This is a genomic window from Thalassospira permensis NBRC 106175 (assembly GCF_000714555.1).
Lineage (GTDB): Bacteria > Pseudomonadota > Alphaproteobacteria > Rhodospirillales > Thalassospiraceae > Thalassospira > Thalassospira xiamenensis.
The window spans coordinates 1-20,578 of sequence record NZ_AUNC01000028.1; the positions used below are offsets into that span (position 1 = coordinate 1).

Sequence of the window (20,578 nt, forward strand, 5' to 3'; positions counted from 1 at the left end):
AAGGCGGGTGTTCATTTCAAGGAAGTAGAAGTTCTTGTCCTTATCGACGATAAATTCCACCGTCCCGGCGGAGCAGTAATTCACCGCATGCGCCAGTGCGACGGCCTGTTCGCCCATCGCCTTGCGGGTTTCGGGATCAATAAAGGGCGACGGCGCTTCTTCGACGACCTTCTGATGGCGGCGCTGGATCGAACATTCGCGTTCGCCAAGGTAAATGCCGTGACCGTGTTTGTCGCAAAGCACCTGAATTTCGATATGGCGCGGTTCTTCGACGAATTTTTCGATAAAGACGCGATCATCACCAAACGAGCTTGCGGCTTCTGACGTGGCGCGCTCGAACCCTTCGCGGCATTCGGCATCGTTGCGCGCAATGCGCATGCCCTTGCCGCCACCGCCAGCAGACGCCTTCAACATCACCGGATAGCCGACATCATTGGCTATTTTGATCGCCTCGTCGGTGTCCTTGATCACGCCCATATAGCCCGGCACGGTTGAAACACCTGCTTCTGCGGCGATTTTTTTCGAGGTGATCTTATCCCCCATCGCGGCAATCGCGTCAACCGGCGGGCCGATAAAGGCGATTTTGGCGGCATCAAGCGCCTTGGCAAAGGCCTGATTTTCCGAAAGGAAGCCATAACCGGGATGGACGGCCTCCGCCCCCGTGGATTTGCAGGCATCGATGATTTTATCAATCACCAGATAGGACTGATTGGAGGGTGCCGGGCCGATATGCACGGCCTCGTCGGCCATCTGAACATGCAGGGCATTTTTATCGGCGTCGGAATAAACCGCCACCGTGGCAATGCCCATTTTGCGGGCCGATTTGATCACGCGGCAGGCAATTTCACCGCGGTTGGCAATCAGGATTTTCTTGAACATATTGTTTGCTCCCAATTTGACGTCGCGGGTTAAAGCGGAATGTTGCCGTGTTTGCGGGCCGGGTTTTTGATGTCCTTGTTGCGCAGCATCGCAAGCGACTTGCACACGCGCCTGCGCGTGCCATGCGGCATGATGACATCATCAATGAAGCCCTTGCGCCCCGCGACAAACGGGTTGGCAAATTTTTCGCGGTATTCTTCGGTGCGGGCCTCGATCTTTTCGGGATCGTTCATATCGGCACGGAAAATGATTTCCACCGCCCCCTTTGGTCCCATCACCGCGATCTCGGCGGTCGGCCAGGCATAGTTGACGTCACCGCGCAGATGTTTGGACGCCATCACGTCATAAGCCCCGCCATAAGCCTTGCGTGTGATGACGGTAACCTTTGGCACCGTCGCCTCGGCATAGGCATAAAGCAGTTTGGCACCGTGTTTGATGATGCCGCCATATTCCTGTGCGGTGCCCGGCATGAAGCCCGGCACATCGACAAAGGTGACAATCGGAATGTTATAGGCATCGCAGAACCGCACAAACCGCGCGGCCTTTTTCGAGCTGGCGATATCAAGACAGCCCGCCAGAACCATCGGCTGATTGGCGACGATGCCGACCGTGCGGCCATCCATGCGCGCCATGCCGATAATGATGTTTTTGGCATGATCGGGCTGAATTTCATAAAAGTCGCCTTCGTCGACGACCTTTGTGATCAGTTCCTTCATGTCATAGGGCATGTTGGGATTTTCAGGCACCAGCGTATCAAGCGAGAAATCATCGCGCATGATCGGGTCTTCGCACAGGCGCGCGGGCGGCTTTTCCTTATTGGATAGCGGCAGGAAATCCATGAAACGACGGGTCTGCAACAACAGATCAACATCGTTTTCAAACGCCAGATCGGCCACCCCGGAAATGCTGGTATGGGTCATCGCCCCGCCGAGTTCCTCGTGGGTGACTTCCTCGTGCGTCACGGTTTTGACCACATCGGGGCCGGTCACGAACATATAGGAACTGTCCTTGACCATGAAAATGAAGTCGGTCATGGCCGGGCTATAGACAGCCCCACCCGCACACGGCCCCATGATCAGGGAAATTTGCGGGATAACGCCGGATGCCTCGACATTGCGCTGGAACACATCGGCATAACCCGCAAGGCTTTCAACCCCTTCCTGAATACGGGCCCCGCCGGAATCGTTAAGCCCGATCACGGGCGCGCCGACTTTCATCGCCTGATCCATAATCTTGCAGATCTTGCGCGCATGGGCACCCGAGAGCGCACCGCCAAATACGGTGAAATCCTGGGAAAAGACGAACACCAACCGACCATTGATCGTGCCATGCCCGGTGACCACGCCATCGCCCGGAATGCGGTTTTCGGGCATGCCGAAATCAACGCAATCATGTTCGACAAACATGTCCCATTCTTCGAACGAGCCTTCGTCAAGAAGAACATCAAGCCGTTCGCGCGCGGTCAATTTGCCCTTGGCATGCTGATTGTCGATGCGGCGCTGACCGCCGCCCATGGCCGCCTCTGCGCGTTTGACTTCGAGCTTGGCGATAATATCCTGCATATTGCGTGATCCTTATTTTGGGCCGCCCGGAATGCATTCATGACGATGGTCATGCCGGTGATGCAATCTGAATGATGATTTGGAATAGCATTATTCGGTACTGGAATGCCAATTATTTTTCACAGTCTGGCACAAGATGAAAATAGCCTGTAAAGGCCTGATTTCCCTAACGTCATTGCGATATGTAAGGACGGGCTGGACTAAAGTCTAGAAGCAGGTCGGCAAATACCAATATTCAGGACAAACCGGGCACCAAACGGCTTCTGGCGCGTTAAGGCTTTATGATATCCATCAGAACGGTCATTTCATGAAGCTGTTTCGCATCCGCCCGCACGAGCCGAAATCCACCGGCGATGATCGCCCTGCGCAATCCTTATGGCGTTATATCTGGCTTATGAGCGGCCGGCACCAGATCGCTGTCTGCCTGATTGCCATATCGGTGGCGGCCCTTGGCATCGTGCCGTTGGAACTGCAACGCCGCCTTGTCGACGATGCGATCAGCAAACAGGATATGTCGCTTCTGACTGTGCTGGCGGTGATCTATCTGGCGGTTGTTGTGGTTCATTCGGCGACCAAATTCACGCTTCGGATGTATGAAGGCTGGCTCAGTGAAAGTGCGATCCGCCACAACCGCCGCCATCTCAGCCGCCTTTACGCCGAAGACCGCACCGGCAATGGCGAAGGCGAAAATGGCCGGGCAGTTTCGATCATCGGATCGGAAATCGAAAAACTGGGCGGCTTTGTGGGCGATGGATTGTCGCAGCCGGTCGTGAATGCGGGGATGCTGATTTTCGGGATCGGTTATATGGTCAGTGTCGAGCCGATCATCGGACTGATCGGTATTCTTGCCCTGATCCCGCAAATCGCGCTGGTGCCGGTCATTCAAAAACAGATCAACCGGCTGATTGAAAAGCGCGTGGAAAAAATGCGCGAAGTCAGCGACGAACTAAGCGAACTCCACCCCGGCGAAGATGACGATCACAAGGAACTTCTGGACCCGATCCATAGCGGCATCAGTTACCTTTATAACAACCGCATGTGGTTTTTCATCCTCAAGTTCGGAATGAAAACCCTGATCAATCTGCTTAATGCGCTTGCCCCGCTTTCGGTGCTGATTGTCGGCGGCTATCTTGCGATCAAAGGCGAAACATCGGTCGGGATTATTGTCGCGTTCATTTCCGGTTTTGACCGGATGTCATCACCAATGCGCGAATTGCTGTCCTATTACCGGATGGCGGCACAGGCCGCCGTACAGCATCGCATGATCGCGAAATGGATGAATTGATCAGGGCAACGAATGTTTATCGCTGCCCGATCAGATCAAGATACCGCCCCGCGGCCAGCAGTTCCGCGCGATGACGTTCGCGGCGCGCAACCGCCTCGGCATCAGCACCCCAATGCTCGATGGAATAGCTTTCATCAAGCTGAGAAACCTCAAACGCCTGCTCGGCACTGATCCGGCCGCGCAGGGTCGCAAGCCCGATGATCACCGATCCCGACACCGTCGTCAGGGTGTGAAGGGCTGTCAGGTAGTAATCATCAAGTGCCTCGATCTCGTCCTGAATACGCAGAAGGGCCTCGTCTTCCTGCGAGATCGGCATCACGCCCTCGGTCACTTTAAGCGACACACCCAGTTCATGATGCGCCCAGTCAAGCAACGGCTGCCATGCTTCGGCCTGCTGGCGGACAAGGTCATCGGGGAAGGATGCGCGATAGCATAACAGGTCAGACCGGCCAAATCCGGTCAGTTCCGCAATCACGCCAAACCGGTGCGGGCGCACGCGGTCAATCGCGGTTGCGGCCAGTTGCATGATCGGCATCGTGGTCGGCAGAACCTTTTCCCCCTGCGCATCCCATTCGGCCGCAATTTCATGCGCCAACGGTTCCGCCGGCAACACAAATTCGGCCTTGGACGGCGATTTTACCGGCCTTCCGTCCAGATGGATACGCCAGCCCTGCGCATCTTCGTCGCGCACGGCTTCGGCTTTTTTGTAAAAACGTTTGATCGATTTTGTAAGCATGATGGCGATATGCCCAAATCCGTTTCCATGTGCAAGCGATTTGATTGGACCGCCATGTTCAAAGGCGATTATCAAGAATTTCTGTATAATTTTTGATCAATTTACCCCATTGACCATTTATTAAACAACCGTACTCTGCCCGTAACAGTCCCTTCATATCAGGAAAACCGGCAAAAAAGGGATTTGGCACAGGCATTGCTGTGCGATCAGGGGTATCATTCGGTCAATGGGTCGTCAAAAGGACCCGAAACAGGAGGCTTCATTAATGGTGAGACTTAAAGCGCGGCTACTTGGCGCGACCGTCGGCATTGCCGTTGCACTTGGTGCGCAATCCGCCATGGCCCAGATGGCGATCAAATTTACACTCGACTGGAAATTCGAAGGCCCGGCAGCCCCCTATGTGCTGGCCAAGAAAAAGGGCTATTTCTCCGACGAAGGCCTTGATGTGACGATTGATTCCGGCAACGGATCGGTCGGTTCGATCACACGCGTTGCCAGCGGCGCCTATGATGTCGGCTTTGCCGATATCAACTCGATGCTGGAATTCAATGCATCGAACCCAGATCGCGCGATGAAGTCGGTCTTCATGGTTTATGACCGCCCGCCGTTTTCGTTGTTCATGCTGAAAAAAAGCGGCATCACCAAGCCCGAAGACCTGATTGGCAAGACGCTGGGCGCGCCGGTTTTCGATGCATCGCGCAAACTTTTCCCGGCCTTTGCACAGGCAACCGGGCTTAAGCTTGACGATGTCAAATGGGAAAGCATGGACCCGCCGCTGCGCGAACCGATGCTGGTGCGTGGTGACGTTGATGCGATCACCGGTCACTATTTCACATCAATCCTGAACCTTCAGGCACAGGGCATTTCCAAGGATGATCTGACCGTTTTCAAATATTTCGATTACGGCATGGATTTCTATGGCAATGCGATGATTGCATCGCCCGACATGATGGAAAACCATCCGGAAGAACTGCGCGCATTCCTGCGTGCGGTCGTCAAGGGATGGCGTGATGCGATTGCCAACCCCGAAGAAGCCATTGCGGCCCTTAAGGATACCGATCCGCTGATTGACCCGGCCCTTGAATTGCAGCGCCTTCAGATGACGATTGATGACAATGTCGTCACCGAGGTGACGCTTAAAGAAGGCATGGGCCAGATCAAGACCGACCGCATGAACAAGGCGATTGACCAGGTCAGCCTGGCATTTGGCATTGAAAACAAGCCAACCGTTGCGGATATCTTCACCGACATTTTCATGCCCGGCGATAAAGACCGGATGCTGAAATAACTGCCACGCCAGACCACGCAAACGGGGCCGGGCAAACCGGCCCCGATACATAATAAATCATCAGGATACGCAGGGGGATGACTGCCGTGTCGAACAGCTTTGTCGAACTCGACAATGTCCGGCTTCGTTACAGCGAAGGTGACGATCTGGCATTGGAAACAACAAACATGAAGATCAACAAGGGCGAATTCATTGCCGTTGTCGGACCTTCGGGATGTGGCAAGTCATCGCTGCTGAAACTGGTATCGGGATTGATGCCGCCCAGCGAAGGCACGGTTATCGTCGATAACAAGGAAGTTTCCGGGCCGCTTAAGATCGTCGGCATGGCGTTTCAGAACCCGACCCTTCTGCCGTGGCGAACGACCCTTGATAACGTCCTGCTGCCGATGGAAATCGTCAAACCGCATCGCAACCGCCTGCGCAAGCACCGTGCCGAATATGAAGACCGCGCGCGAAAGCTTCTCGCCAGTGTCGGGCTTGCCGGGCACGAAGACAAATACCCGTGGGAATTGTCAGGCGGGATGCAGCAACGCGCATCGCTCTGCCGGTCATTAATCCATGAACCGGACCTTCTGATGCTCGACGAGCCGTTCGGTGCCCTTGACGCCTTCACCCGCGAAGAGCTTTGGGACATTCTGCAGAACCTTTGGATGGTGCGGCCCTTTACCGTCATTCTTGTCACCCATGATCTGCGCGAAGCAGCCTATCTCGCCGATACGATTTATGTGATGTCCAAGCGCCCGGGTACGATTTTGGTCCAGCGTGAAAACACCCTGCCCCGCCCACGCGATCAGGAAACGACATTCACGCAGCCCTTCACCGATCTGGTCCACGAATTGCGCAGTCACATCCGTGACGTGCGCGCGGCATAAGGGAAGGTTGAAAGCATCATGGCCAAGAAAAAAGACCTGTCCAAAGCCACTCCCTGGATCAGTGCAATCGGGCTTTTCGTGATCTGGGAACTGATTGTCCGGATTTTCAATATTCCGGTCTATATCCTGCCGACCCCGTCGGAAAGCATCATGGTCGGCTGGGATTTCCGCGGTGCGATCTGGATGCATGCGGTTCATACGCTTTATACGACCCTGGCGGGCTTTGCCATTGCGGTTGTGTTTGGCGTGGTTCTGGGCGCGCTTGTCGGGTCCAGCAAGGCGGTTTATGACGCGGCCAACCCGCTTCTGGTCGGGTTCAATTCGGTGCCAAAGGTGGCACTGGTCCCGGTCCTTGTCATGTGGTTCGGCATCGGTACGGTGCCCGCAATCATTACCGCATTCCTGATTTCGTTTTTCCCGATTGTCGTCAATGTGGCGACGGGACTGGCAACGCTTGAACCCGAATTGCGCGATGTGTTGCGATCCCTTGGCGCGACCCGGCGCGATATTCTGATCAAGGTCGGCTTCCCTCGCGCCATGCCCTATTTCTTTGCATCGCTTAAGGTCGCGATCACGCTGGCCTTTGTCGGTTCGGTGATTTCGGAAACCGTCGCATCGAACCTTGGTGTTGGCTATCTGATGTTGTCGGCATCATCGAAATTCAACATGCCGCTGGTGTTTGCCGGGTTGCTGGTGATCGCGGTGATGGGGATTGCGATGTACGAGCTGTTTAACATCATCGAACGCCGGTCCACCAAATGGGCCAATCGCGGAAATCCGACCAATTAAGAGCTTCGTCGCACCGCTTGGGCACGTAAAAGGCCGGGAAAACCCCGGCCTTTTGATGTTCTGGCGATTGCGATAAAGCCTTAGGACAGATGGGTATCAAAGAAACCCATCGTGCGTTCCCACGACAGTTTGGCATCCTCGGCGTCATAACGGCCACCGGTCGGATTGGCAAAGGCGTGGTCGGCCTCGTACCAGAAAATCTGGTAATCGGTTTTCCCGGCTTCCTTGAGGGATTCCTCGAACCCATTGACCATCGATTTGTTGATGCTTTTATCAAGGGTGCCGAAATGCCCCATCAGCGGCGCGTTCAGGGTTGAAACCTGCTCGGCGGTCTTTTTGACATTGCCGTAATAGACAACAACCGCATCAACATCGGCGGCAAGCGCGGTATTGAGCGACCAGCCACCACCAAAGCACCAGCCAACCGTTCCCACCTTGCCGGTTGAATCCTTGTGATTTTTAAGGAATTTGACGGATTCCTGCAATTTTTCGGTGGCAATCGCCGGATTGACCGCCGACATCAGCGCCTTTGCCCCATCCGCCGTGGTTGCAGGTGGCTTGCCATACAGATCAACCGCAAGCGCGATATAGCCCTGCTTGGCATATTCTGCCGCAACCGCGCGGATCTGATCATTCAGGCCCCACCATTCATGGATCAGAATGACGGTCGGGGCCGGAAGGGTTGCCGGCATGGCGATTTCGGCGGTCATTTTTTCCCCGCCCGGCGTGGTGATGGTCACGGGGGACAATGTCGATCCGGCGGCATGGACCAAAATCGGATCGGCCAGAATAACCGCAAGCGGCAAGGCAACCGCGCCTTTAAGGAACAGACGGCGATCTTCATCCGTGGCCTTCGGCGGCGGGCCGAGATGGTCGTTTACGCCACATCCGTCAAGCGTGCACATATTCAAGCCTCCTCTGTCTTGTTACGATCAGGCGTTTTTTCAGGTTGTATTTTGCATGATGCTCTTCGCGTCATCATTTCGCAAGATGCGAAGAATTTGCAAATCACGCGCGCGTCACAAATCCCTGTCACCCCAAAGAGTACGCACTCAAACCCTTTACAGATCAACCCTTTGTACCGCCATCCTGGCAATTGTCATGCAAATGTCCCCTTGCCCTGTCTGCTGTTGCCTGCTTTAACAGCCAAACGTCGATCCCGTTCCCAATCATCCGAGGAAATCATGCGTACTATCGAAACGGTTCTTTTTGATCTGGGCGGCGTTCTGGTCGATTGGGATCCAAGGCATCTGTATCGCAAGATTTTCAAAGATGATGCCGAAATGGAACGTTTCCTTACAGAAATCTGTCATCCGCACTGGAATTTCCTGCATGACAAGGGTGCGCTACGCTTTGCCAAATCGATCCCCGATCTTCAGCATCGCTATCCGGAATATAGCGACCAGATCGCAGCATGGATGGACCGCTGGCCGGAAATGATGAAGGGCTCGATCGACCGCACCGTTCATATTCTTGAAGAACTGAAATCACGCGGCAATGTGCGTTTGTTTGCGCTGACCAACTGGTCGGCGGATACCTGGCCGCATGCGATTGAACGGTTCGGTTTCCTAAGCCATTTCGAAGGCATTCTGGTATCGGGTCAGGAAAAACTGGCCAAGCCCGACCCGCAGATTTTCGATCTGACCGCCGCGCGGTTCAAGCTTGATCCGCGCGAAACCCTGTTTATCGATGACAGTGAAAAGAATATTCAGCAGGCGCGCGAAATGGGCTTTGCCACCCACTGGTTCCGTGACCCGATCCGCCTGCGTCGTGATTTGATGGAATATGGCCTGCTTTAAAAACAGTCAGTGCCGCTTGGCCGTCAGGTAATTGGCAAAGCACTGTTCGAAAACATATTTCCAGCCGCTTTCATAGCCGTCGCGGACCATCGGGGCGATTTCGCCCAGATTTTTCCAGTCCCAATGCTTGAGCCGGATCACACAGCGGCCAAAGGCATTCTGTTCGAACGTGACACTGATGCGGGTATAAGCCCCTTCTTCCCAGCCCGGATGCCAGGTAAAGGCAACATGTTCGCCTGCCTGCCAGATATCGACAGTGCCCCAGACCACCGGATCGCGGCCCTTGGCATGCTCGACAATCTTGCCGCCAAGGCCCGGATTGATTTCGACAGATTTGCAGTTTTCACGCGCCAGCGAATGGCTGTCGGTCGGCCACCAATTGCCAAAGCCATTGGTGAATGCCTCGAACGCGTATTCCGGTTCGACCGGAACGGTGATTTCCACCCGGATCGGTTTCAGATCGTCATCTTTGTGATCGGCTTCAGGCAGCATCGCGGCCGGTTCCCCACATGGTTTCCAGCAATCCGGGCAGCTGATCGAAATGATCAATCACGGCATGCGCCCCGGCCTTGTTCAGCGTTTCAATATCGTGATAGCCCCAACTGACACCAATCGACAGCATCCCCGCCGCCCGGCCCATTTCGATATCATAGGCGGTATCGCCAATGATCACCGCATTGGGCGCATCCACGCCGGTTTCATCCATGGCGGCGTGCAACATCGACGGATGGGGTTTGGACGGATGATTGTCGCATGTCTGAAGGGTAACGAACCGGCCTTCAAGTGCGTTGCGCGCCAGCACGGCATCAAGCCCGCGGCGCGCCTTGCCCGTCGCAACCCCCAAAAGCCAGTTGCGCGTATCCAGTGCGGCCAGCATTTCGCGCACACCGGGGAAAAGCGGCTCGTAAAAATCCGGGGTCTGGCGCAATTCAAAGAATGCCGCCTTATAGGCCGCGGTGACGCCTTCAATAATTGCGTCATCGATCATGCCCGGTGCGGCAAGCTTGCGGATCGCTTCAGGCAGGCTCAGACCGATGATGGTACGTGTCTTTTCAAGGCCGGGGCAATCAAGGTCATGTGCGGCAAAGGCATGATCCATGCAATGCGCAATCGCATGCTGGCTATCAACCAGCGTACCGTCACAATCAAAAACCACAAGCCTGAGCGGATCGTTCGCCATCAAAAGTCATCCAGTTCTGTTCATATCGCGGCGGAGATTATTCCAAAGTCCGCCAAAGATCGAGTCTCTAGCCCATGCAAAGTCGACGCATTTTTTGCTCTGCGGCAAGCAATGGAAACCAATGGTAAATTTAAACACACTTCCGAACACCCCAAGGTAGGGTTAGGATGATTCTGTTAGCACGCAAACTGCGGAGGCTGAACATGCTCACACTTCGGGACTGCATCGATTTCAGCGATCTGAGCGAGGAGGAAATCCTCGCGATTGCCGAGTGTGAACACATCCCCCTTCTGACCGCCCTTGAGGAAGGCGAAAGCATGGTGCACACCCCACGGGGGCGCAAACGGATTGCTATTATGATCAAAAGCCAGGCGGAAATGTGCGAACGTACGGGAAATACGGTCCACGCCCAACATCTGCGCCGGGTTCATGATGCGTTTATCAACCGCTTCGACAAAATGGTCGCGCGCCCTTAAAGATCGATTGTCATCAACGCCGTTGACAGGGACGAAAAAGCCGACGCACTGCGTCGGCTTTTCGCGTTTCGGACACTGACCGCATCCGTTATCTTTTACGCAACCGGGACGGCTTTGCCTTAGGTTTCGGTTTGATTTCCTTTTCCCGGTGGATTTCCGGTGTCAGGAATTTGGTCGGCGTTTTCGGATCAAAGTTCAGCGCTTTGATGGTTGCGCTGAAATGTTCGGGCACCGGGGCTTCGATCACGACGCGATGGCCGGTCACCGGATGGGGAAAGTCAATCGCACGCGCATGCAGATGCATCTGGTTTGACAGTCCATCAAGAAACGCTTTGGCCCCGCCATATTTACCATCGCCAAGGATCGGGCATTCCATCGCCTGACAATGCGCGCGCAGCTGGTGGGTACGACCGGTCAGCGGCGACAGGGCAAGCCACGCCGCACGACGTCCGGCGCGCGCCAACTGACGATAGATCGTCTGGGCAGATTTGCCTTCTTTTTCGTCGATGACCATCTTTTCACCGCCCTTGCCGCCATGTTTGGCAAGCGGGGCATCAATCAGGCCTTCGCGTTCATCGGGCGCACCCGATACAATCGCCCAGTACAATTTCCGCGTGGTCTTGTCCTTGAATGCCTTGGTCAGGGCATTGGCCGCCGATGCCGACCGTGCAAGCAACAGCACGCCGCTGGTGTCCTTATCAAGACGATGCACCAGTTTCGGGCGTTCCTTGCTATCAAGCTTTAACGCATCAAGCATGCCATCAACATGAAGGTCGGTATTGGTCCCGCCCTGCACCGCCAGACCGGCGGGCTTGTTGATCGCCAGAACCACTTCGTCATAGAAAATGACGGAATCGCGCAGCGCCTGAAGTTCTTCCTCGGTCGCGTTCGATTTGGCCGGGCCGGATTTTACATGCTGGGCCGCATTGGCCGCATCGTAATTGCCCTCCGCCCATGGCCCCATACCGCCGCCCGACATGACCGGCGCGGGCGGAACACGGACTTCCTGACCGGGCTCAAGGCGCTGACCGGCCTTGGCACGTTTGCCATCAACACGGATCTGACCACCCCGCAGGAACTTCTGAACCTGCCCAAAGGTAAATTCCGGGCAGTTCCGTTTGAACCAGCGATCCAGCCGCATTTCGGCTTCGTCATTCTTAACCTTGCGCAGAGTGACGCCACTCATTGCAGAACTCCCCTTACCAGCGCGATTGCGCCGAACAATGCTGCGATGCCAACGCAGACCGAAACCGCGACATAAAGGCCCGAAAGGCCGATATTACCGCGTTCATATAAGGTCGCGACATCGAGCGAAAAAGTCGAAAACGTTGTAAACGCCCCCAGAAAGCCGGTCACAAGGAAGGCCCGCATTTCAGGACTGAGCGACAGCTTGACCGCCGAAAGCTCGATCAGAAGTCCCATCAGGAAGGAGCCGACGATATTGACCGTCAAAGTCCCCCATGGAAATCCATGACCAAGTGTCGCGCCCATCAGGGCCGAAACACCATATCGGGCAACCGCCCCGATAGCCCCGCCCAATGCGATGGATGCGATAAACAACGGTGAAAATTGCATGGCGCGGAACCTAGTCTTTCAGTTCTGAAAAGTCACGTGTGAAAACATCATGGGCGGGTCGCATTCCGGTACACCAACCAAGCCCCGTCGCAAACGAACAATCAGTTCTGCGGCGCGGCCTGCCGGCCAATCAGGGCGACGGTTGCCGCCATCCATGATTTCAGGCGTTTTTCATTCTGGCCGAAATCGTCACTGCCATAGACGGATCGGGAATAGGCAAAAACGCGGCTGCCGCCATTTTCACCGGGAATGACCTTGACATCAACCCAGTCGGGAAAACGGAAAACAGGCGTCCGGGCAAGGAAGCGCAATTCAAGCGCCAATCCATTCCCCTCGACAAGTTTCATGCCTTGTGCGCCCGCGGTTGCCTGCAAGGCGGTTGCGACGGTATCGGGCGATGCATCGAATACCGGGCTTGGCACGTTGCGATCGGTCGATGGGCAGGCATCCGGCGGGCAGACCAGGAAATAGGTCGGTGATTGCGGCAGGTCGATATCCGGTCCCAGACTGATGTCTGCTGGCTCATCTGCCATCAACATACTGTCGAGCAATCCGCTGAAACGGATTACGGCAAATGTCAGTCCGCCGACAAACAGAAGCCATGCCAGTACAATCGCTACGCGTTTCACAAAAATTCCCCGTTCCCGTTTTGCGTGCCCTGCTGTAACGCAAGACTCCCTAAATACCGGTTAATTCCTGTAATTCGTCAAGTTAACAAATACGAAAATGCCCAAACGAGATGCTCGTTCGGGCATTTTTGGGAAACCAATGGACCGCAACGGGGGGGGGTGGATTGCGATGATCGATTTCCCGCGGGCAATGCAACAGGCCGTAAGCGTTATGCCGCCGTCGGAAGCGGTGCAGCAGCCACATTGGCAATCGCACGTTCCATGGCTTCTTCAGCGTTTACCGCGAAACCGGATGCATCGATAACGTCAATATCGGAAATACCGACGAAACCAAGAACCTGTTTCAGATACGGGGTCGCGAAATCGGCCGGGCTGTTGACCGGAACACCGCCGGTGGCAACAACGATATAGGCTTTCTTGCCTTCAAGCAGGCCTTTCGGGCCATTTTCAGTGTAGTTGAAGGTCACACCGACACGGGCGATCAGGTCAACCCAGGCCTTAAGCGTCGACGGGACCGAGAAATTATACATCGGCGCACCGATCACAACGACGTCGGATGCCTGAAGCTCGGCAACCAGTTTGTCGGAAACGGCGATCACGTCTTTCTGTGCCTCGGTACGGTTTTCAGCCGGGGTATAGAACGCGCCGACAATCTCGCCGGTCAGGGCCGGGATCGATTTGTCGTTCAGGTCACGTTCAACAACATTGGCAGCCGGAGTTGCGGCAACAATACGTTCGATCAGCTTTGATGCGATCTGACGCGAATTGGAATTTTCGCCGTTAACCGAGGCATTGATATGCAGGATCGAAGTCATGTGAATTCTCCAAGTCCGGGTTTGTTTCTGTTACCCCGACTTTAACAGTTTCCATGACGATGATTATCCGATGTCTTTTCACCAGATTGTTGACCAAAAGAGAACAACACACCTGCCGGTTAGTCTTCGCCGCGCTGCTTTTGACGTTCCCGGCGTAATTTATCGAAATAGTCGACCCGCTTTTTCAAATCACGTTCAAAACCGCGTTCGACCGGTTCGTAAAAATTCTGGCGGCGCATGCCATCGGGAAAATAATTCTGCCCGGAAAAACCATCTTCCTGATCATGGTCATAGGCATAGCCACTGCCATAGCCGATATCCTTCATCAGCTTGGTCGGCGCATTGAGGATATGGGCAGGCGGCATCAGCGACCCGGTATCGCGTGCGACCTTCAATGATCGTTTATAGGCGGCATAACCGGCATTTGATTTGGGGGCCAGCGCCAGATAGATCACCGCCTGCGCCAGCGCCAGTTCGCCTTCGGGACTGCCAAGGCGTTCATAAGCCTCCCACGCGCCAACACAAATCTGCTGCGCCTGCGGATCGGCAAGTCCGATATCCTCGACCGCCATGCGGGTGATGCGGCGCGCGACGAATTTCGGGTCCTCGCCCCCGGCCAGCATCCGATTAAACCAATACAGGGCCGCATCCGGGTCTGACCCGCGCACCGATTTATGCAGCGCACTGATCAGGTTATAATGACTGTCATCGCCCTTGTCATAAAGCGGCATGCGCTTTTGCACGGTACGCGACAATTCGGCAACGCCAAGCGGCCCATCGTCACTGGGCGGCAGCAAAAACAGCTCTTCGGCAAGGTTCAGCAAATAACGGCCATCCCCATCGGCCATGGCGCGCAGCGTCACCCGTGCTTCGGGCGACAGGGGCAGCTCGAACCCCATTTCCTTTTCCGCACGCACCAGAAGCTCTTCAAGACCCTGATCATCAAGCCGTTTAAGCACCAGCACCTGACAGCGTGACAGCAACGCCGCGTTCAGCTCGAACGAGGGGTTTTCGGTTGTCGCCCCGATCAGGGTAATGGTGCCGTCTTCAACAAACGGCAGGAAGCTGTCCTGTTGTGCCTTGTTGAAACGGTGGATTTCATCAATGAACAAAAGGGTCGATGCCCCGGTTGCCCGCCGCCCGCGTGCCCGGTCAAACACCTTGCGAAGGTCCGCCACCCCGGAAAAGATCGCCGACAAGGGCTCGAACGCCATATCGGCAACATCGGCCATCAGGCGGGCCAGTGTTGTCTTGCCACAACCGGGCGGCCCCCAAAGAATCACCGATGGCACACGCCCGGTATTGATCATGCGCGTGATCGGTCCCTCATCCCCGAACAGATGCCCCTGTCCGACAACCTCATCCAGCTTGGCCGGACGCAGCCTGTCGGCCAAGGGCCGGGATGCCTGACTTTCAAACAGTGACGCCATATCGGGCAGATGTTCCTATTGTTATCTTGCGACCGGTTTTGCGCGGAACTTATCACGAACATCGACCGGTTTATAGCGATAAGGCAAGAATATTGACACCTCGACCATCGAGGTATACCGTTCGCGCCATCAAACCAGCCGGAAACACCGACGTGAAACAGATTGCCGATTATACTGACCGTTCCTATTGGCAGGGCACAATCAAAATGTCCTTGTCGAAGTTTTTCGTGCTGTGCGTTTTGCATCGCAAGCCGATGCACGGCTACGAGGTCGTTCAGGCCGTCGAAAAAACCACCAATGGCTGCTGTTCCCCTTCCGAAGGAACCGTCTATCCGGTTCTGAACGAATTCGAGGCCGGTGGATACCTGACATCGCACCCCGAAGTCGTTCAGGGCCGCCAGCGCAAGGTTTACGAACTGACCGACAAGGGGCGCGATGCATTCCGGGTCGCGACCGAGGCATGGATGGATGTGACCCAGCATATCCTTGCCAGCCGGGATGCAACCCAGACCCGCACGGCATCCTCCACCACCCCGGTCCCCCAACCACAGGGAAAGGCATGCTGTGAGTAGTCCTTTTTTCTGGCCATCATACCTCGATGATCGAGGCATCAAATCATGACCAAAGCCCCCAAAAAAATGCCGATCATTATCGCCCTTGGCAGCGCACAAACACTGGGGTTCGGATCGACACTTTATCTGCCGGCCATTCTGTCCGCCCCAATGGCAGAGGAATTCGGCATTCCGACCGGCTGGGCGTTTGGTGCCTTTTCGCTGGCACTTGTGGTTGCGGCCCTTCTGGGCCCGATGGCAGGTGCGCGGATCGACCGGTTTGGCGGGCGCAATATCCTGACGGTTTCAAGCCTTGTCTTCGCGCTTGGCCTTGGTTTGCTTGGCCTGTCGAACGGTATGATCGCCATGTGCATGGCGTGGCTCATCATCGGGGCCGGTATGGCGATGGGACTTTACGAGGCGGCCTTCGCAACCCTTGCCGGGATCTTTGGGCGTGGTGCACGCGGGCCGATCACCGGCATCACATTGATTGCCGGATTTGCCAGCACGATCTGCTGGCCGATATCGGCCGGGCTTGAAATCGAATATGGTTGGCGTGCCGCCTGCTTTTTCTGGGCAGCGATGCATTTGCTTGTCGGGTTGCCGCTAAACCGCCTGATCATCCCGGCCGGAAACGGCCAGCATATGGCCCCAGCCAAGGCCCCTGCTGACAATCCCGATAATGTCAGGGTCAAAGCGGATACGGCGGTAACGCCGGGATATTTCACCGTACCGATGATCCTGCTGGCATTCATTTTCGCCGCAAGCTGGTTTATCGCAACCGCCATGGCCGCCCATTTGCCGCGATTGTTGCAAATTTCGGGGATGGATACGGCGGATGCGATTATTGCCGCCTCGCTCGTCGGCCCGGCACAGGTCGCGGGACGATTGCTGGAATTCGGTGTATTGCAACGCATGCATCCACTGATTTCCGCCCGGATAGCAGGCTTTGCCCATCCGCTTGGCGCATCGCTTCTGCTGGTTTTTGCCGGTCCCGTCGGGATGATATTCACAAGCCTGCATGGGGCGGGCAATGGTATCCTGACCATCGCCAAGGGGACCTTGCCCCTTGCCCTGTTCGGGCCAGTTGGCTATGGCCTGCGGCAGGGGTTTCTGATGGCACCGTCGCGCTTTGCGCAGGCCGCCGCCCCGTTTCTGTTCGGATTGCTGATCGACGGATATGGCGTCCGGGCAGTGCTTCTGACCGTCGGGCTGGGTTTACTCAGCTGTCTGGCGATGATGTTTCTTAAAACCGATACGGCCAGATCAGCGGCATCATGAAAAGCCAGATCGACCATCTGCCGCTATCGATTGTCAGCGACAAAAACGACAGAACCGGGGAATGATCCCCGGTTCTGTCTATCTATTGGCTGACAAGAATCAAAGCTGGAATTCAGCGGTCAGAACCTTGCCATCGCGTTTGACCGCAATGGACCAGTCCCGCCCGCGTTCACCGGCTTTGATAACGTCCTTCAGGCGGGCCACGGTGTCAATCGGCACACCATTGACCTCGACGATATAATCACCGGGTTGAATGCGGGCACGGCGCGCAAGGCTGTCGCGCTGCACGGCAAGGACGATGACACCGTTGCTCAGCGTATCAATGCCAATTTCATCGGCAAGTGCGGGGTTCACATTGGCGATTTTTGATCCGCTGAACGGATTGCGGCCTTCGACCTCGGTTTCATCACGCGCAGGCAGTTCGGGTGCGACTTCAAGCGGCATCCGGAGCATCACTTCCTGCCCCTTGCGCAGCACGGAAAGCTCGGCATTGTGATCAAGTTCCAGTGTTGCAATGCGGAATTTAAGCTCGTTGGGGTTATCGACAGGAAGACCATTCACCGCAACCACCACATCACCGGGTTTAAGGCCGCCACGATCCGCCGGGCTGCCATCGCGGACTTCGTTGATCAGAACACCATGCGGGCGATCCAGATCAAGCGACGCCGCCAGATCGGCGGTTACCGACTGCCCTGCCGCCCCCAGCCACGGGCGACGCAGATCGCCACTGATCAGGCCACGCATCACCACCTTGACCATATTGACCGGCACGGCAAAACCGATGCCGTTTGACCCGCCCGATTTGGTAAAGATTGCCGAATTCACCCCGATCAGATTGCCATCAATATCAACAAGCGCCCCGCCGGAGTTCCCCGGATTGATCGCGGCATCGGTCTGGATAAAGGATTGATAATCCTGCCCGGTCACACCGGCACGCGCCAGTGCGGAAACGATGCCGCTGGTCACGGTCTGTCCCACCCCGAACGGGTTGCCGATGGCAAGGACAAGGTCGCCGACCTCGACCGCGTCAGAATCGCCAAGCGTGATGGCCGGCAATTCATCCTTCACATCACGCAGACGCAGAACGGCCAGATCGGTGCGTTCGTCCGAACCGACCAGATCGGCATCGAATTCGCGATTATCATGTAAAACAACGCGGATCTCGCTGGCACCATCAATCACGTGATGGTTGGTCACGATTGTGCCATCCGACGATACAATCACCCCGGAACCAAGCGACCGTTCAACCCGCTGGCGCGGCGCGCCGAATGCACCGCCAAACCGTTCGCCAAAGAACTGCCGAAAGAACGGATCGTTGAAAAACGGGCTGCGTTGCTGGGTGGTGACGACCTTTTTGGTATAGATGTTCACAACGGCCGGCGCGGTTTGCTTCACCAGCGGCGACAGCGACATCTTTATTTCGGTCTGGCTTTCGGGCAGGCGCCGATCCTGTGCGGATGCTACGCCAATCTGGCCAAACATGGCCCCTGATACAATCATGATCCCGGTCATGACGGTCGCAATCAATCGTGCCTGCACGTCGAACTCTCTCTTTTCTTCGTAAAGCGGGTCAGCGCGGAAAACAGTCTGGTTAGGGTCAGGGTCAGAACCCTGGATACCGACAGAAAGTAGGGTGATCAGGATTTACGCGCAACCTTGGCGGAAATATGATGAATTTTGAAATATTTCGCTGCCGCGATAAAACCAAAAGAAAACGGGCGGCACCATTGGCACCGCCCGTTTCTATCTTAAAGGCCGAAACGTTGCTTATTCAGCAGACGCTTCTTCGCCTTCGCCCTCTGCTTCAAGGCGAGCACGGTCTTCCGCGCCTTTGGCTTCCGGGTTGCGATCAACGAGTTCGATCACAGCAACCGGAGCAGCATCGCCATAACGGAAGCCAGCCTTCAGAACGCGGGTGTAACCACCCGAACGCTCTTTGTAGCGATCAGCAATTTCGCCGAACAGCTTGGCAACGACTTTCTCGTCACGCAGGATCGAAATGGCCTGACGGCGTGCATGCAGGTCGCCCCGCTTGCCCAGCGTAATCAGTTTTTCGACATACGGGCGAAGATCCTTGGCCTTCGGAAGAGTGGTTTTGATCTGCTCGTGGGTGAGCAGCGAAACCGCCATGTTAGAGAACATCGCCTTACGATGGGACGAAGTACGATTAAGCTTACGGCCTTGCATACCGTGACGCATAGGAACTCTCCTTATTGCCTTGGCTTCGCGCACGAAACCGATTGTGATACCGCGCCGCCACCCTGACTAAATCAGGTCATGCACGTGCGGTTTTGGGCACCAGCCCGCCAGAAATTCCGAAAACCGGGTTTCTGGTTGGGGCAGAACGCCTGCCCCGTCAGTCAAAAAGCACCGACCCGAAGGCCGAAGCCCCGTCTTAGAACGGGTCTTCGAACTTACGCGCCAGTTCTTCGATGTTTTCCGGCGGCCAACCGCCGACTTCCATACCAAGATGCAGGCCCATCTGCGCCAGAACATCCTTGATTTCGTTCAGCGATTTACGGCCGAAGTTCGGCGTACGAAGCATTTCTGCTTCGGTTTTCTGAACCAGATCACCGATATAGATGATGTTGTCGTTCTTGAGGCAGTTTGCCGAACGGACCGAGAGCTCGAGCTCGTCGACCTTGCGCAGCAGATTGCGGTTGAACGGCAGTTCGTCTTCTTTCTTCTCTTCGACAACCGCTTCCGGCTCGTCGAAGTTGACGAACAGCGACAGCTGGTCCTGAAGGATACGGGCAGCAAGTGCCATTGCATCTTCCGGGGTGACCGAGCCGTTGGTTTCAACGGTCAGCGACAGCTTGTCATAATCGGTATCCTGACCAACACGGGTGTTTTCCACCTTGTAGGCCACTTTACGGATCGGGCTGAAGATTGCATCGATCGGAATAAGACCGATCGGCGCATCCGACGAACGATGCGAAGTCGCAGCAACATAGCCTTTACCGTTATCAACGGTAAATTCGATGTTCAGCGTCGCACCATCATCAAGATGGCACAGCTCGAGATCCGGGTTAAGGATTTCGATGTCGGCACCGGTTTCGATCTGACCCGCGGTGACAGCACCCGGACCAGTCGCTTTAAGCGCCATTTTCTTCGGACCTTCGGCATGCATGCGCACACCCATGGTCTTGATATTCAGGATGATGTCGGTGACATCTTCACGCACACCCGGGATCGACGAAAATTCGTGCAATACACCGTCAATCTGGATCGCAGTAACCGCCGAACCCTGGAGCGACGACAGCAGAATGCGACGCAGCGCGTTACCCAGAGTCTGACCAAAACCGCGCTCCAGCGGTTCCGCCACGATCGTACCGATGCGGCTGGCATCCGTACCCGGAGTAACATCAAGCTTGGTCGGCTTAATCAGTTCCTGCCAGTTCTTTTGAATCACGAGACCCACCTTCGCAACT

22 protein-coding genes are annotated in these 20,578 nt (G+C 55.7%); 8 read left to right on the top strand and 14 right to left on the bottom strand.

Annotated elements, in window-relative coordinates:
- Both SMB34_RS14000 and SMB34_RS14005 read right to left on the bottom strand, forming a co-directional pair.
- The coding region (locus tag SMB34_RS14000) for an acetyl-CoA carboxylase biotin carboxylase subunit (RefSeq protein WP_037990949.1) at positions 1-879 on the bottom strand (879 nt) is incomplete at its 3' end.
- 29 nt (positions 880-908) lie between these two features.
- The gene (locus SMB34_RS14005) at positions 909-2,441 is read right to left on the bottom strand and encodes an acyl-CoA carboxylase subunit beta (RefSeq protein ID WP_007091463.1); all 1,533 of its coding nucleotides are present in this window, start codon (positions 2,439-2,441) and stop codon (positions 909-911) included.
- A 307-nt stretch (positions 2,442-2,748) separates the two neighbouring features.
- On the opposite strand from SMB34_RS14005, the gene SMB34_RS14010 reads away from it, so the two are divergent.
- Entirely contained in the window at positions 2,749-3,726 is a 978-nt protein-coding gene (locus tag SMB34_RS14010; protein WP_037990951.1) for an ABC transporter ATP-binding protein, read from the top strand.
- Between the two features lie 16 nt (positions 3,727-3,742).
- Here SMB34_RS14010 and SMB34_RS14015 read toward each other — a convergent pair whose 3' ends face one another.
- Entirely contained in the window at positions 3,743-4,462 is a 720-nt protein-coding gene (locus tag SMB34_RS14015; protein ID WP_240478834.1) for an ATP12 family chaperone protein, read from the bottom strand.
- Positions 4,463-4,727: 265 nt separating this feature from the next.
- Between SMB34_RS14015 and SMB34_RS14020 the strand changes: the two genes are divergently transcribed.
- From SMB34_RS14020 to SMB34_RS14030, 3 genes are all read left to right on the top strand, one after another.
- On the top strand, positions 4,728-5,750 hold the full coding sequence (locus SMB34_RS14020) for an ABC transporter substrate-binding protein (RefSeq protein WP_007091466.1): 1,023 nt from the start codon (positions 4,728-4,730) through the stop codon (positions 5,748-5,750).
- A 77-nt stretch (positions 5,751-5,827) separates the two neighbouring features.
- Positions 5,828-6,622, top strand: a complete 795-nt coding sequence (locus SMB34_RS14025; RefSeq protein ID WP_007091467.1) for an ABC transporter ATP-binding protein — start codon at positions 5,828-5,830, stop codon at positions 6,620-6,622.
- Between the two features lie 18 nt (positions 6,623-6,640).
- Positions 6,641-7,411: an ABC transporter permease gene (locus SMB34_RS14030; protein WP_037990952.1), complete on the top strand. Its 771-nt coding sequence runs from the start codon at positions 6,641-6,643 to the stop codon at positions 7,409-7,411.
- Between the two features lie 80 nt (positions 7,412-7,491).
- Here the strand turns inward: SMB34_RS14030 and SMB34_RS14035 are convergent, their stop codons facing one another.
- A complete protein-coding gene (locus SMB34_RS14035) occupies positions 7,492-8,316 on the bottom strand; it encodes a dienelactone hydrolase family protein (RefSeq protein ID WP_037990954.1) in 825 nt (274 codons plus the stop codon).
- Positions 8,317-8,595: 279 nt separating this feature from the next.
- On the opposite strand from SMB34_RS14035, the gene SMB34_RS14040 reads away from it, so the two are divergent.
- Complete coding sequence (locus SMB34_RS14040) at positions 8,596-9,210, top strand: HAD family hydrolase (protein WP_037990956.1); 615 nt, start codon at positions 8,596-8,598, stop codon at positions 9,208-9,210.
- Positions 9,211-9,216: 6 nt separating this feature from the next.
- Here SMB34_RS14040 and SMB34_RS14045 read toward each other — a convergent pair whose 3' ends face one another.
- Positions 9,217-9,702: an SRPBCC domain-containing protein gene (locus SMB34_RS14045; RefSeq protein ID WP_037990958.1), complete on the bottom strand. Its 486-nt coding sequence runs from the start codon at positions 9,700-9,702 to the stop codon at positions 9,217-9,219.
- A complete protein-coding gene (locus tag SMB34_RS14050; protein ID WP_007091472.1) occupies positions 9,692-10,390 on the bottom strand; it encodes an HAD-IA family hydrolase in 699 nt (232 codons plus the stop codon). The genes SMB34_RS14045 and SMB34_RS14050 overlap by 11 nt, the downstream gene beginning before the upstream one ends.
- Positions 10,391-10,593: 203 nt before the next feature.
- Between SMB34_RS14050 and SMB34_RS14055 the strand changes: the two genes are divergently transcribed.
- On the top strand, positions 10,594-10,866 hold the full coding sequence (locus SMB34_RS14055) for a hypothetical protein (protein WP_007091473.1): 273 nt from the start codon (positions 10,594-10,596) through the stop codon (positions 10,864-10,866).
- An 88-nt stretch (positions 10,867-10,954) separates the two neighbouring features.
- Here the strand turns inward: SMB34_RS14055 and SMB34_RS14060 are convergent, their stop codons facing one another.
- The 5 genes from SMB34_RS14060 to SMB34_RS14080 all read right to left on the bottom strand — a co-directional run bounded on the left by SMB34_RS14060 (position 10,955) and on the right by SMB34_RS14080 (position 15,315).
- Positions 10,955-12,052 (bottom strand): RluA family pseudouridine synthase, encoded by a 1,098-nt coding sequence (locus tag SMB34_RS14060; RefSeq protein WP_037990960.1) that lies wholly within the window; start codon positions 12,050-12,052, stop codon positions 10,955-10,957.
- The gene (crcB, locus tag SMB34_RS14065) at positions 12,049-12,441 is read right to left on the bottom strand and encodes a fluoride efflux transporter CrcB (protein ID WP_007091475.1); all 393 of its coding nucleotides are present in this window, start codon (positions 12,439-12,441) and stop codon (positions 12,049-12,051) included. The genes SMB34_RS14060 and crcB overlap by 4 nt, the downstream gene beginning before the upstream one ends.
- Positions 12,442-12,542: 101 nt before the next feature.
- Positions 12,543-13,070 (bottom strand): DUF1499 domain-containing protein, encoded by a 528-nt coding sequence (locus tag SMB34_RS20710; RefSeq protein ID WP_051682309.1) that lies wholly within the window; start codon positions 13,068-13,070, stop codon positions 12,543-12,545.
- A 209-nt stretch (positions 13,071-13,279) separates the two neighbouring features.
- Positions 13,280-13,885, bottom strand: coding sequence for an FMN-dependent NADH-azoreductase (locus SMB34_RS14075; RefSeq protein ID WP_007091477.1), 606 nt, complete (start codon positions 13,883-13,885; stop codon positions 13,280-13,282).
- A 119-nt stretch (positions 13,886-14,004) separates the two neighbouring features.
- The gene (locus tag SMB34_RS14080) at positions 14,005-15,315 is read right to left on the bottom strand and encodes a replication-associated recombination protein A (protein ID WP_037990961.1); all 1,311 of its coding nucleotides are present in this window, start codon (positions 15,313-15,315) and stop codon (positions 14,005-14,007) included.
- Between the two features lie 152 nt (positions 15,316-15,467).
- Here SMB34_RS14080 and SMB34_RS14085 point away from each other — a divergent pair, with 152 nt between their 5' ends.
- Both SMB34_RS14085 and SMB34_RS14090 read left to right on the top strand, forming a co-directional pair.
- The gene (locus SMB34_RS14085) at positions 15,468-15,887 is read left to right on the top strand and encodes a PadR family transcriptional regulator (RefSeq protein ID WP_037990963.1); all 420 of its coding nucleotides are present in this window, start codon (positions 15,468-15,470) and stop codon (positions 15,885-15,887) included.
- Between the two features lie 45 nt (positions 15,888-15,932).
- A complete protein-coding gene (locus tag SMB34_RS14090) occupies positions 15,933-17,147 on the top strand; it encodes an MFS transporter (protein ID WP_037990964.1) in 1,215 nt (404 codons plus the stop codon).
- A gap of 99 nt (positions 17,148-17,246) precedes the next feature.
- Here the strand turns inward: SMB34_RS14090 and SMB34_RS14095 are convergent, their stop codons facing one another.
- The 3 genes from SMB34_RS14095 to SMB34_RS14105 all read right to left on the bottom strand — a co-directional run bounded on the left by SMB34_RS14095 (position 17,247) and on the right by SMB34_RS14105 (position 20,559).
- Positions 17,247-18,686, bottom strand: coding sequence for a DegQ family serine endoprotease (locus tag SMB34_RS14095; protein WP_007091481.1), 1,440 nt, complete (start codon positions 18,684-18,686; stop codon positions 17,247-17,249).
- Between the two features lie 228 nt (positions 18,687-18,914).
- A complete protein-coding gene (gene rplQ / locus SMB34_RS14100) occupies positions 18,915-19,346 on the bottom strand; it encodes a 50S ribosomal protein L17 (protein ID WP_007091482.1) in 432 nt (143 codons plus the stop codon).
- A 196-nt stretch (positions 19,347-19,542) separates the two neighbouring features.
- Positions 19,543-20,559, bottom strand: a complete 1,017-nt coding sequence (locus SMB34_RS14105; protein ID WP_007091483.1) for a DNA-directed RNA polymerase subunit alpha — start codon at positions 20,557-20,559, stop codon at positions 19,543-19,545.
- Positions 20,560-20,578 lie beyond the last annotated feature (19 nt).